A 12,758-nucleotide genomic window follows, 5' to 3' on the forward strand; every position below is an offset into this window, starting at 1 on the left:
CTCCTATTCGGCTGCGTCTACGGCTTCGGCGGGGGTGCCGTATTCGGCGACGAGGGCGCGGGCCGCTTCCAGATCGTCCGGCGTCTTCAGCGCGAGGGTTCGCACCCCGGGCAGCGCCCGCTTGGCGAGGCCGACGAGCGTGCCACCGGGCGATACCTCGATCATCGCAGTGACGCCGCGTTCCTTGAAGGTCTCCATGCACAGATCCCACCGAACCGGGTTGGACACCTGCGCGACGAGCCGCCGTACGATGTCCGCGCCGGACGCCACGAACCGGCCGTCGGCGTTCGACACATAGGGCAGCGCCGGGTCCGTGACGGCCAGCGAGGGCGCGAGTGCCTCCAGGGTCGCCACGGCCGGGGCCATGTGCTCGGTGTGGAAGGCGCCCGCCACCTTCAGCGCGATGACGCGGGCCTTCTCCGGCTTGTCCGCGGCCAGCGCCGCGAGCTGTGGCATGGTGCCGGCCGCCACGATCTGGCCGGCGCCGTTGATGTTCGCCGGGGTCAGACCGAGACCGGCGAGGTGGGCGAGGACCGTGTCCGGGTCGCCGCCGAGCACCGCGGACATGCCCGTCTCGGTGACCGCGGCGGCGTCCGCCATGGCCCGGCCGCGGGCCGCGACGAAGGTCATCGCGTCCTCGGCGGACAGCACCCCGGCCAGTACGGCCGCGGTGATCTCACCGACGCTGTGACCCGCCACCGCGTCCGGGGTCAGCGGGGAGGCCCCGCCGGTCAGTTCGCCCGCGGACAGCAGACCCGCGGCGACCAGCAGCGGCTGTGCCACCTTGGTGTCGCGGATCTCGTCCGCGTCCGCCTTCGTGCCGTAGTGGGCGAGGTCGAGGTTCGCCGCGGCGGACCAGCCGGACAGGCGGTCGGCGGCACCGGGGAGTTCGAGCCAGGGGGCCAGGAAGCCGGGCGTCTGCGCGCCCTGGCCGGGAGCGACGAGTACGAGCACCTTCACACTCTCTCTCGCGGACGGGGATGACCGCCCGTGGGGACAGGGACCAAGAACTGTCAGGCGATTTGTATGTGTCCAACAAAAGCTCAGTGCGTCCGGTCGGCGTCGGACAGTCGCCCCAGGATGAGCGCGATGCGCAGGGTGAACGCGGAGCGTACATCGGAGGGTGACCAGCCGGTGACATCGGTCACACGTCGGAGCCGGTAGCGAACGGTATTGGGGTGTACGAAGAGCATGCGGGCCGCACCTTCGAGGGATGACGCCTGCTCCAGATAGACACTCAGCGTCTCCAGCAGCGCCGAGCCCGCTTCCTCCAGCGGTCTGTAGATCTCCTCCACCAACTGTTCACGAGCGTAGCGGTCGCCCGCCATCGCCCGCTCCGGCAGCAGGTCGTCCGAGAGCACCGGGCGCGGCGCGTCCGGCCACGCCGCGCACGCCTTGAGTCCGGCCGCCGCCGCCTGCGCGGAACGCGTCGCCGTCAGCAGGTCGCCCACGACCGGGCCCGCGACGACCGGGCCCGCCGCGAACGGGCCGATCAGCGCCTTCGCCACCCGGATCGGGTCGTCGTCGCCGCCGGCGACCACGACCAGGCGCTCGCCGAGCACCCCGGTCAGCACCTGGAGCTTCGCGTGCCGGGAGGCCCGCCGGATGGCCTCGACCGTCAACTCGCTGTCCCCGGTGGGCGCGGTGCCGAGCACCACCACGATCTTGTCCGGCGAATTCCAGCCCAGCGCGGCGGCCCTGGACAGCACGCCCTCGTCCGCCTCGCCCGACAGCACCGCGTTGACCACCAGCGACTCCAGCCGCGCGTCCCACGCGCCGCGCGCCTCCGCGGCCTGCGCGTACACCTGCGCCGTCGCGAAGGCGATCTCCCGCGCGTACACCAGCAACGCCTCGCGCAGTACGCCCTCGTCGCCCGGGGCGGCGACCTCGTCGATCGCCGCCTCCATCACCTCGATGGTGGTCCGCACCATCTCCACGGTCTGCCGCAGCGAGATCGCCCGGGTCAGCTCGCGCGGCGCCGTGCCGAACACGTCGGTGCTGATCGCCTGCGGCGCCTCGGGGTGCCGGAACCACTCCGTGAACGCGGCGATGCCGGCCTGGGCCACCAGGCCGATCCACGACCGGTTCTCCGGTGGCATCGCCCGGTACCACGGCAACTGCGCGTCCATCCGCGCGATGGCGTTCGCGGCGAGCCTTCCGGCGGATTTCTCCAGCCGCCGGAGCGTGGCGGCATGGCTGCCGCGGCCTGTCTCTGCGGGAGGTTGCGGGCTTTGCGAGGGCTCGGGCACGAGGACAAGCCTGCCTTATCCCCTGCGGGGCGCGCTCCAGGGGTACGGCGATCACCCCCACCGTCCTCGCCCCGGCCCCGGTCCCGTACGTCCACCTTGCGCAGGACGTGGCTTTTAGGGGCGCGGGGACTGCGCGGCCCGCCCCCACCGGCCCGGTGGTCCGGAGACAACCGAACTGCCCCGCCGGGGCGGGTGGTGACCTGCGGGAGCGTCGTGGCTGGCCGCGCAGTTCCTCCCCCCACCTTCGGCCGGGGGTGCCCCCCAGCGCCCCAGACGGGGCACAGGTCGTGCGGACAGCGGGCCCACGCGGCGGCAGCCGCACGGGCAGGCCCACGGCCCGGCGGGGTGGGGTCTGGGTATCGTGGGGCGGTGATCGACGTGCGGCGGGCCGCGAGCAGGATGCGATCGGTGCCGGAGAAGGGCATCGTGACGCGGCACGCGTTCTCGTTCGGGGGTCACTACGACCCCGGGAACGTCCGGTTCGGCCTGCTGCTGGCGTGCAATGAGGAGAGCCTGGAACCGGCCGCGGGGTTCGGGGAACACCCGCACCGGGACACGGAGATCGTCACCTGGGTGGTGGAAGGCGAGCTGGAGCACCGGGACGAGGGCGGCGCGCCGCACCGCCTCGGCCCCGGCGGGCTCCAGCGGCTGAGCGCGGGCAGCGGCGTACGCCATGTCGAGCGCAATGCGGGCGGGACGCGGCTGACGTTCGTTCAGATGTGGCTGCACCCCGACACGTTCGGGGAAGCCCCGGCCTACGCGAGCGTGAGCGACCCGGCCCCGCCGGGCCCCGGTCTGACGCTGCTGGCCACGGGCGCCCCGGACGCGCCCCCGCGGGCGCTGCGGCTGCGGCAGCGCGCCGCCGCGCTGTACGTGGGCCGCCCGGTGACGGCGGACAGCGCGCCGCTGCCGTCGGCCCCGTACCGCTATGTGCATGTCGTCCGCGGCGGTGTGCGGCTCGGCGACGAGCTGCTGACGGCGGGGGACGCGGCCCGGATCACCGGCGCGGACGCGCTCACGGCGCGGTGCGAGGGCCCGGCGGAGTACCTGGTGTGGGAGATGCACGCCGAGCCGTCATACGGCTGACCGCCCTCCCCGAAAGCCCTAGCGCAGCTCGGTGAGGACGGCGTCGGTGAAGCGCGGCCACAGCGGCAGCGCCCACTCCCCGAAGTCGCGGTCGGTGAGCGCGACGCAGGCGGCTCCGGCGACCGGGTCGACCCACAGGAAGGTGCCGGACTGGCCGAAGTGGCCGAAGGTCGCGGGGGAGGAGAGGGCGCCGGTCCAGTGCGGGGACTTGGCGGCGCGGATCTCGTAGCCCAGGCCCCAGTCGTTGGGATTCTGATGGCCGTAGCCCGGCAGGACGCCCTTGAGGCCGGGGAAGACCACCGAGGTGGCGGTGGCCACGGTGGAGGGGTGCAGCAGCCGCGGGGCCTGGAGCTCGGCGGCGAAACGGACGAGGTCGTCGACGGTGGAGACACCGTCGGCGGCGGGGGAGCCCGCGCCGGACAGGCCGGTGGCGGTCATGCCCAGCGGTTCGAGCACGGCCTGCCGCAGATACTCCGCGAAGGGGATGCCCGCGGCCTTGGCCAGGTGCTCGCCTAGCACGTCGAAGCCCGCGTTGGAGTACAGCCGCCGGGTGCCGGGCGGCGCCGTCACCCGGTCCTCGTCGAAGGCGAGCCCGGACGCGTGCGCGAGCAGGTGCCGCACAGTGGAGCCCTCGGGACCCGCCGGGTCGTCCAGTTCGAAGACGCCCTCCTCGTACGCCACCAGCGCCGCGTACGCGGTCAGCGGCTTGGTGACCGAGGCGAGCCGGAACCGCTGTCCCGTCGGCCCGTGCGACCCGGCCACCGTCCCGTCCTGTCGCACCACGGCCGCCGCCGCGTTCGTCACCGGCCACTGCTCGATCAGGCGCAAGCTCTCCATGCGTGCGAGCTTAAAGCGTGTCCGTGCCGCGCTTCGGGGCGGGACCGGAGCGAGGCCGGGGCGGGATCAGAGCGGGCCCGGCGCGCGGAGCCCACTTGCTTGGAGTGCACTCCAAGGTCTTAGCGTGGTGGGTATGACGGTCGTGCAGGTGGCGAAGAGCAAACCGAGTAATACGACGAGCTGCGCGGATGACGACGGGCACCTGCGGCCCGACGGCCAGGACCAGTACACGATCAGCGAGGTGGCCGCTTTCACCGGCCTCAGCGCGCACACCCTGCGCTGGTACGAGCGGATCGGCCTGATGCCGCACGTGGACCGCTCGCACACCGGCCAGCGCCGGTTCACCAACCGCGATCTGGACTGGCTGGCCTTCGTCGGCAAGCTGCGGCTGACCGGGATGCCGGTCGCCGACATGGTCCGGTACGCCGAGCTGGTGCGCAGCGGCGACCACACGTTCCCCGACCGGCAGGCGCTGCTGGAGTCCACCCGGCTGGACGTGCTCCAGCGGATCGCCGAGCTCCAGGACACCCTGACGGTCCTCGACTTCAAGATCAGCACGTACGCGTGCTCCACCGTGCAGGACCCCGCGCCGCGGACCCCCGCCGTGCGGCACCCCGCAGTGCAGGAAAGGACAGGCGCCTGATGAGCGACGACACCTCACGTATCGCCACCACGACCCTCGGCACCGGAGGACCCGCGGTCGGTGTCCAGGGGCTGGGCTGCATGGGCATGAGCGAGTTCTACGGCGACACCGACGAGGCCGCGGCCCGCGAGACGCTGGAGACGGCCCTGGGCGTCGGCGTCACCCTCTACGACACCGCCGACATGTACGGGATCGGCGACAACGAGGAGTTCCTGGCCCCCTTCGTCAAGGCGCACCGCGACGAGATCGTCCTGGCGACGAAGTTCGCCAACGAGCGCAAGCGCGACGACTCCTCGTACCGGGCGATCCGCAACGACCCGCCGTACATCCGGCAGGCCGTCGAGGGCAGCCTGCGCCGCCTCGGCACGGACGTCATCGACCTGTACTACATGCACCGGCGCGACCCGGCGGTCCCGCTGAGCGAGTCGGTCGGCGCGATGGGCGAGCTGGTCACGGAGGGCAAGGTCCGCTGGCTGGGGCTGTCCGAGGTGACCGGCGCGGAGCTGCGCGAGGCGCACGCGGTGCACCCGATCAGCGCGATCCAGTCGGAGTGGTCGCTGTTCAGCCGGGACGTGGAGCAGTCCGCGGTCGGCGCGGCGGCCGAACTGGGCATCGCCTTCGTGCCGTACTCGCCGCTCGGCCGCGGCTTCCTGACCGGTTCGTTCACCGACGCGGCCACCGAGCTGGGCAGCGGCGACTTCCGGCAGAGCCAGCCGCGCTTCACCGGCGAGAACGCCCGGCGCAACGCGGACCTGCTGGCCCCGGTCCGCGCCGTCGCCGAGGCGCACGGCGCGACCCTCGGCCAGATCGCGCTGGCCTGGGTGCAGCAGCGCGCCGCCGTGCACGGCCTGCCGGTGGTGCCGATCCCGGGCACCCGCAAGTCCGCCCGCGTGCTGGAGAACACCGCGGCCACCCGGATCACGCTCACCCCGGCCGAGCTGGAGCTGCTCGAACCGATCGCCGCGCAGGTGGCGGGCGACCGCTACCCGGACATGAGCAGTACGTCGGCGGCGCGCGAGTAGCCGTACGGATCCAGCCACACGCGGCGCTACACGGCGCCTCCCGCCCGCGTACGACCGCGCCCTACGGCTGCGGCCGTACGCGGGCGGACTTGATCGCGGCGAGCACCGCCGCGGCGAAGGGCAGCGACTCGTGCACGGGTCCGTAGCCGAGGCCGAAGACGACGGCGGCCGGGTCCTGGTCGGCCTCGCCGGGCTGCTCCTGCCGGTCGGCGTCGCGGCGCAGCAGCCGCAGATGGCCGTGGAGGAGTTCGGGCGAGCGCCAGTCGAGGCCGCTGAGCTGTTCCACCGGGAAGCTCTGGTCGCCCGCTTTCCACTTCGCGGACGACGCGCCCGTCCAGAACCAGCGGAAACTGACGGTGCGGCCGTCGAACAGCGCCTTCGCGTCGTACGCCTTGAAGGAGCGCGGCGCCGCAGGTGGGGCCACGAGGAAACGTTCCGCCGGGCCGTCGTCGAGGCTGTGCCGCACGTGGGGGCCGAGCAGGGGGCGCAGCTCGTCCCGGTAGTACTCCGCGAGCGTGCGCGACTGCGCGGGCAGCACCAGACGGTACGGGTCCGCGCTCTCCTTGAGCTGGCCGCCGGCCGCCTCGATCACCGGATCGGCGCCGGGCCTGGGCAGCGCCCGCAGGACGACGGTGCCGCGCCGCCCGTCCAGCAGTTCGATCCCGTCCAGCGCCTCATGCGGAATCCGGCGTTCCCCGAGGGCCTGGAGAAACCTCACGCCCCGTACGCCTCTGCTGTACCGGATCACCACCGCTTCTGGTTCGAACTCCCATTCAGCGTTGTTTCCGGCCAGCACATCACCCATACGGGCCATCGTAAGCGGCCTCCCGCTTGGCGGTACCCCGTCAGGAACTACGCGCGTCCCGCGGCCTCGTCGAACTCCTTGACCAGGCGGCGCGGAGCCGTGCGGCGCCAGGCCTCGGTGAGGAGTTCCGCGAGCTCGTCCGGGTCGACGGAGTCCAGGGCGGCGCGCACCCAGCCGAAGCGGCCGACGTAGGGGGCGGGCGAGAAGGTGCCGGGGTCGGCGGCGATCAGCTCGGTCTGATCCTCCTTGGACGCCTTCAGCGACACATGGGCGCCGTCGGGGTTGCCCATGGCGAAGATCTTCTCGCCGACCCGGAAGGTGTGCTCGCTGCCCCAGGTGATCTGCCGGTGCGCTCGCGGCAGCGCCAGGGCGCTGTCCGCGAACTCCTCGAAGGTGGCCATGCGGCCAGCGTAGGGCGGCCCTGTGACAGCCCGCCCCCGCAGCCCGCCCCCGGCCGGGCCGAGGCCCGGCCCGGCCCTCAGGCGAGCCCCGAGGTGCAGCCCTCGTCCGCGTCCTGACAGGCGACCGCCGCGTAGTTGCCCAGGGCGATCTGCGTGAAGTTGGCCAGGCTGGTGGTGCCGGGTGCGAAGTAGCCGGGGTGCCCGCTGGCTCCGGCGGCGCTGATCACCCGGGCGCCGAAGGAGTCGTTGACCGGGTCGGCGCCGTGGCCGAGCCCGGCGATCTCCAGGTGCGGCACATCGCTGATCCAGTCGGAGCTGTCCCGCGCCGCCCACACGTGCGCCGACGTGTGGAGCTGCGAGGCGCGCTGCACGCGCATGCCGGGACTGCCGAAGACCGTGATGTCGGAGACCGAGCGGCCCGGCAGGTCGGGGGCGGCCACCCCGCACAGCACCGAGCCGTAGGAGTGGCAGAAGAGCGACACCTCGGCGTGCTGCGGCAAGGCGCTGAGCAGCGCGTTCAGCCGGGTGGCGCCGCGCTCGGCCATGTTGCCCGTCGAGGCGTCCAGGCCGAGCCCCGTCGGCGTGGTGTAGTCCGCCCACGCGATCACGGCCGTCCGCACGCCGGGGTCGGCGGCGCGCTCCGCGTCGTACAGCGCCGTCGCCATGCCGACCGGGGCCGCGTACGACTTGGTGGCGCGCTCGAACGTGAGCAGGTTGGTGTCGACGCCGGGGACGACGACGGAGACCCGCTTGGCGGCCTTCAGGTCGCCGAAGACCTCCGCGACCCGGCCGGAGCCCGTCGGGTCGAAGGAGAGGATCTGCCGGTGGCCGCTGAGCAGCGAGGTGTAGCGCGCGGCCCGCCGCGCCGCGTCGATCCGGCCCGCCACGGTGAACTGGTCGCTGTGCGAGCGCGCGGTCTCCGCGGTGCGGGCCTGCTCGATGGCCGCGTGGTTGGCCCGGTAGCGCAAGGTGAGCGGCGCGCCGTTGAGATTGCCGACGATCAGCGGGTACCGCTCGGTGAGCGCGAGCCGCTGGCCGCCGGTGAGCGACGCGAAGAAGCGCGCGATCGTCCGGGCGCCGCTGTCGGGGTCCGGCAGCTTGTGCGAGGCGATGGTGCCGTGCCGCCAGGACGACAGGGCGGCGGCCCGCGGGTCGCCGGCCCCGCCGGGGCGCAGCGCCGTCCAGCCGGTGGTCGCCAGCATGATGAAGACGACCGACAGGGCCAGCAGGGCGCGGATCGACATGGGGCTCAGTCGCGCTTCGAGAAGGCTCACTCGCAGATGCCTCGCGGATTCGTCCCGGGTTCAACCGGGCGGCGGGGATATGGGGGCGGGAGGTGGGGCGTCAGGTGCTGTGGGGCAGTACGTGCGGACAACGGCGTCCCTGGGCGCGGCTCCGCGGTCCAGCGTAGAAGACCCGGACGGGTGGCCGGGTCAAGGGTGAGTCAGATCACGTTTGGAAACGGAATGATCTGACCGGAGGTTACGCGGCTGCCGCCAGTCGGACGCACCCCCCGGTGCCCGCCTCCCGCCGGAAGGCACTCACAAGGCGATACGCGGCCGGTAGGCGGCCTCCGCGCGGCATAGCGGTGCCCGCAGCGGGCAATCGAACCGGCAGGACCCGAGGACGGGACCCCGAGGAGGGAACCATGGCTCGACGTTTCGCCACGACCGAACGCTCCCGCGGCACCCGAGTCGAAGTGGAGCGCACCGGCGGCAGGCTCGGCATCATCGGAGTCATCAGCGCGGTCGTGGGCTTCTTCGTCCTGGGCATCGTGTTCGGCCCCGTGGCGGTCGTCTGCGGCTGGCTCGCGATGGGCCGCCGCTGGAGCGGCCGCAAACCCCTGCTGGCCCTGATCGCGCTGTTCCTCGGCGCGCTCGACACACTCATCGCGCTGCTCTACGTAGCCCAGTAGCCCCGCCCGCGCCGCGCGGGCGTACAGAACGGCCTCCGGGCCGAGAGGGAGAGCCCTCTCGGCCCGGAGGCCGTTGTCGCGCGGAGCCCGGGCGAACCCGAGGCGGAGCCGAACTACGCGTCGCCGCCCGCCGCGCCCGGGTCGGCCGAGGCCACGTCCAGGAGCTGGTAGCGGTCGACGGCCTGCTTCAGCACGGACCGGTCGACCTTGCCGTCGCGGGCCAGCTCGGTGAGGACCGCCAGGACCACCGACTGCGCGTCGATGTGGAAGAAGCGACGGGCCGCGCCACGGGTGTCCGCGAAGCCGAAGCCGTCCGCGCCCAGCGAGGAGTACGTGCCGGGCACCCAGCGCGAGATCTGGTCGGGCACCGCCCGCATCCAGTCCGAGACGGCCACGAACGGCCCCTCGGCCCCGGACAGCTTGCGCGTCACGTACGGCACGCGCTGCTCCTCCTCCGGGTGCAGCAGATTGTGCTCCTCGATCGCGACGGCCTCGCGCCGCAGCTCGTTCCAGGACGTCGCGGACCATACGTCGGCCCGTACGTTCCAGTCCTCGGCGAGGATGCGCTGCGCCTCGACCGCCCACGGCACCGCCACACCCGACGCCATGATCTGCGCGGGGATCGTACCGGCCTCGCCGGTCTTGAAGCGGTAGATGCCCTTGAGGATGCCGTCCACGTCGACGTCCGCGGGCTCGGCCGGGTGCTGGATCGGCTCGTTGTAGACGGTGAGGTAGTAGAAGACGTCCTCGCCCGGCTTGCCGTCCGCGGTCTCGCCGTACATCCGGCGCAGACCGTCCTGCACGATGTGCGCGATCTCGTAGCCGAAGGCGGGGTCGTACGCGACGCAGCCGGGGTTGGTGGAGGCCAGGAGCTGCGAGTGGCCGTCCGCGTGCTGGAGGCCCTCACCGGTCAGCGTGGTGCGGCCCGCGGTCGCGCCCAGCACGAAGCCGCGCGAGAGCTGGTCGGCCATCTGCCAGAACTGGTCGCCGGTGCGCTGGAACCCGAACATCGAGTAGAAGACGTAGACCGGGATCAGCGGCTCGCCGTGCGTGGCGTACGCCGAGCCCGCCGCGATCAGCGACGCCGTACAGCCCGCCTCGGAGATGCCGTCGTGCAGCATCTGCCCGGTCGGCGACTCCTTGTACGCCAGCAGCAGCTCGCGGTCGACCGACTCGTACTGCTGACCCATCGGGTTGTAGATCTTCGCGCTCGGGAAGAACGCGTCCATGCCGAAGGTGCGGTACTCGTCGGGGGCGATCAGCACGAAGCGCTTGCCGATCTCCTTGTCCCGCATCAGGTCCTTCAGGACGCGGACGAACGCCATGGTGGTGGCGATCGACTGCTGGCCCGAGCCCTTCTTCGCGGTCGCGTACGTCTTCTCCGGCGGCAGCGGCAGCGGCTTGGCCCGCACCACGCGCGTGGGCACGTAACCGCCGCACGCCTTGCGGTGGTCGTGCATGTACTGGATCTCTTCGGAGTCCCGGCCGGGGTGGTAGTACGGCGGGTAGCCCTCGTCGAGCCGCTGGTCGGTGATCGGCAGGTGCAGCCGGTCGCGGAAGCGCTTGAGGTCGTCGACCGTCAGCTTCTTCATCTGGTGCGTCGCGTTGCGGCCCTCGAAGTTCGGACCCAGCGTCCAGCCCTTGATGGTCTGCGCGAGGATCACCGTCGGCTGGCCCTTGTGCTCCTTGGCCGCCGTGTAGGCCGCGAAGACCTTGCGGTGGTCGTGGCCGCCGCGCCCGAGGTGCAGGATCTGCTCGTCGGACATGCCTTCGACCATCTTGCGCAGCCGCTGGTCGTCGCCGAAGAAGTGCTCACGGATGTACGAACCGGTCTCGGTCGCGTACGTCTGGAACTGGCCGTCCGGGGTGGTGTTCATCTTGTTGACCAGCAGACCGTCGCGGTCCTGGGCCAGCAGCGGGTCCCAGGAGCGGTCCCAGATCAGCTTGATGACGTTCCAGCCGGCGCCGCGGAACTGCGACTCCAGCTCCTGGATGATCTTGCCGTTGCCGCGCACCGGGCCGTCGAGGCGCTGGAGGTTGCAGTTGACGACGAAGGTCAGGTTGTCCAGGCCCTCGCGGGCGGCGATCGAGAGCTGGCCGAGCGACTCCGGCTCGTCCATCTCGCCGTCGCCGAGGAACGCCCACACGTGCGACGTGGAGGTGTCGGCGATGCCGCGCGCCTCCATGTAGCGGTTCATCCGGGCCTGGTAGATCGCGCCCAGCGGGCCGAGGCCCATCGAGACGGTCGGGAACTCCCAGAAGTCCGGCATCAGCCGCGGGTGCGGGTAGCTGGAAAGGCCGTTCGGCGCCTTCGACTTCTCCTGGCGGAAGGCGTCGAGCTGCGCCTCGCTCAACCGGTCGAGCAGGAAGGCGCGGGCGTAGATGCCGGGGGAGGCGTGGCCCTGGAAGAAGATCTGGTCGCCGCCGAGGCCGTCGTCCTTGCCGCGGAAGAAGTGGTTGAAGCCCACGTCGTAGAGCGAGGCGGAGGAGGCGAAGGTGGCGATGTGGCCGCCGACGCCGATCCCGGGACGCTGGGCGCGGGAGACCATGACCGCCGCGTTCCACCGGGTGGCGTTGAGGATCTTGCGCTCGATCTCCTCGTTGCCCGGGAAGAACGGCTCGTCCTTGGTGGCGATGGTGTTCACGTAGTCGGTGCTGCGCATCTCGGGCACCGCGACGCGCTTCTCGCGCGCGCGCTCGATGAGGCGGAGCATCAGATAGCGGGCCCGCTCACGGCCGCGCTCGTCGATGGCCGCATCGAGCGAGTCGAGCCATTCCGCCGTCTCCTCGGGATCGAAATCCGGGACCTGGCTGGGAAGGCCGCCAATGATGATCGGGTTGCGATCGGATCCGGAAGCCACGCTGTTCCTTCGCTGCTAGGTGGAGCTCTGCTGGGTCGCGCCGCCTCCATCGTGTACCGCGTCGTTCGATACGTCATCTCTACCGAGCGGTAACCGCAGCTCATGAGCCGCGCGGCCCCAGGGCCGGTGGTCGGCCGGGAGCCTCCCGGCCTGAGGTTGGGGGAGGCCAAACCTGAACTCTACGCCCAGTCGCTCGTACGACCGACTCGCGGCTCCAATCACGCACAACACCGGCAAACCGCCGTGATGTACGTCACCATTGAGTGTGCGGGTTGCGGTGACACGGTCGAATCGTCACCGTTTCGACGGTCTCGTACGCCGGGTACTTGCGCGATCCGCCCAGCCCGTGTGGACTACCGCCAATAACCCGCACAGGCGCGGGCAGATTTTCCCCATGACAGGAGGCAAAGCGTGAGCGCGACCGCGGACCACGCGGAGGAGCGGACCAACCCGGCGAGCCGGCTTGGTTTCGAGCCCGGACAGGTGGTCCAGGAGCTCGGGTACGACGAGGATTGCGACCAGGAGCTTCGAGAGGGTATCGAGGAGCTCACGGGCGAGGAGCTCGCCGATGAGGAGTACGACGACGTGCCCGACGCCGTCCTGCTGTGGTTCCGCGAGGACGACGGCGACCTCACCGACGCACTCGTCGACGCCACGTCGACGGTCGACCCCGGCGCCCCGATCTGGCTCATGACCCCGAAGACCGGGCGTGACGGCCACGTCGAGCCCAGCGAGATCGGAGAGGCCGCGCAGACCGCGGGCCTCGCCCAGACCAGCAGCGTCAACGCCGCCAAGGACTGGACCGGCAGCCGTCTCGTGACACCCAAGACGGCCCGCGCGGGGACCGAGGCGCTGGCCGCCGTCGTCGCCGACGAGCTCTCGCCGCAGTGCGTCATCCCGTCGCCCTTCGACCCGCGGGTCGCCCCCGCCGTGACCGCG

Annotated in this window: 11 protein-coding genes and 1 pseudogene; 5 read left to right on the plus strand and 7 right to left on the minus strand. The window is 71.9% G+C overall.

Annotated elements, in window-relative coordinates; translation table 11 throughout:
- Positions 1-3 precede the first annotated feature (3 nt).
- Both ABZX65_RS26400 and ABZX65_RS26405 read right to left on the minus strand, forming a co-directional pair.
- A complete protein-coding gene (locus ABZX65_RS26400) occupies positions 4-954 on the minus strand; it encodes an ACP S-malonyltransferase (protein ID WP_355344801.1) in 951 nt (316 codons plus the stop codon).
- Positions 955-1,043: 89 nt separating this feature from the next.
- Positions 1,044-2,249 carry a helix-turn-helix domain-containing protein gene (locus ABZX65_RS26405; protein WP_355344804.1) on the minus strand — a complete coding sequence of 402 codons (1,206 nt, stop codon included), beginning with the start codon at positions 2,247-2,249 and terminating at the stop codon, positions 1,044-1,046.
- Between the two features lie 369 nt (positions 2,250-2,618).
- On the opposite strand from ABZX65_RS26405, the gene ABZX65_RS26410 reads away from it, so the two are divergent.
- Positions 2,619-3,335: a pirin family protein gene (locus tag ABZX65_RS26410; protein WP_355344807.1), complete on the plus strand. Its 717-nt coding sequence runs from the start codon at positions 2,619-2,621 to the stop codon at positions 3,333-3,335.
- A gap of 18 nt (positions 3,336-3,353) precedes the next feature.
- On the opposite strand, the gene ABZX65_RS26415 is transcribed toward ABZX65_RS26410, so the two are convergent.
- Positions 3,354-4,172, minus strand: a complete 819-nt coding sequence (locus tag ABZX65_RS26415) for a serine hydrolase domain-containing protein (protein ID WP_355344810.1) — start codon at positions 4,170-4,172, stop codon at positions 3,354-3,356.
- Positions 4,173-4,305: 133 nt separating this feature from the next.
- Here ABZX65_RS26415 and ABZX65_RS26420 point away from each other — a divergent pair, with 133 nt between their 5' ends.
- Entirely contained in the window at positions 4,306-4,815 is a 510-nt protein-coding gene (locus tag ABZX65_RS26420) for a MerR family transcriptional regulator (protein ID WP_355344813.1), read from the plus strand.
- Positions 4,815-5,837 carry an aldo/keto reductase gene (locus ABZX65_RS26425; protein ID WP_355344816.1) on the plus strand — a complete coding sequence of 341 codons (1,023 nt, stop codon included), beginning with the start codon at positions 4,815-4,817 and terminating at the stop codon, positions 5,835-5,837. Before ABZX65_RS26420 ends, ABZX65_RS26425 begins: the two co-directional genes overlap by 1 nt.
- A gap of 61 nt (positions 5,838-5,898) precedes the next feature.
- Here the strand turns inward: ABZX65_RS26425 and ABZX65_RS26430 are convergent, their stop codons facing one another.
- The 3 genes from ABZX65_RS26430 to ABZX65_RS26440 form a co-directional block, all read right to left on the minus strand.
- Entirely contained in the window at positions 5,899-6,642 is a 744-nt protein-coding gene (locus ABZX65_RS26430) for a DUF4429 domain-containing protein (RefSeq protein ID WP_355344819.1), read from the minus strand.
- A gap of 47 nt (positions 6,643-6,689) precedes the next feature.
- Positions 6,690-7,043, minus strand: a complete 354-nt coding sequence (locus ABZX65_RS26435; RefSeq protein WP_355344822.1) for an MmcQ/YjbR family DNA-binding protein — start codon at positions 7,041-7,043, stop codon at positions 6,690-6,692.
- 77 nt (positions 7,044-7,120) lie between these two features.
- Entirely contained in the window at positions 7,121-8,287 is a 1,167-nt protein-coding gene (locus ABZX65_RS26440) for an alpha/beta hydrolase (RefSeq protein ID WP_355344870.1), read from the minus strand.
- A gap of 404 nt (positions 8,288-8,691) precedes the next feature.
- On the opposite strand from ABZX65_RS26440, the gene ABZX65_RS26445 reads away from it, so the two are divergent.
- Positions 8,692-8,958, plus strand: a complete 267-nt coding sequence (locus tag ABZX65_RS26445) for a small hydrophobic protein (protein WP_355344825.1) — start codon at positions 8,692-8,694, stop codon at positions 8,956-8,958.
- Positions 8,959-9,071: 113 nt separating this feature from the next.
- Here ABZX65_RS26445 and aceE read toward each other — a convergent pair whose 3' ends face one another.
- Complete coding sequence (gene aceE / locus ABZX65_RS26450; protein ID WP_355344828.1) at positions 9,072-11,819, minus strand: pyruvate dehydrogenase (acetyl-transferring), homodimeric type; 2,748 nt, start codon at positions 11,817-11,819, stop codon at positions 9,072-9,074.
- Positions 11,820-12,230: 411 nt separating this feature from the next.
- Between aceE and ABZX65_RS26455 the strand changes: the two are divergent.
- Positions 12,231-12,659 (plus strand): annotated as a pseudogene (locus ABZX65_RS26455) (DUF3052 domain-containing protein); the annotation flags it as partial.
- Positions 12,660-12,758 lie beyond the last annotated feature (99 nt).

Source organism: Streptomyces sp. NPDC003300, assembly GCF_040610915.1.
GTDB lineage: Bacteria > Actinomycetota > Actinomycetes > Streptomycetales > Streptomycetaceae > Actinacidiphila.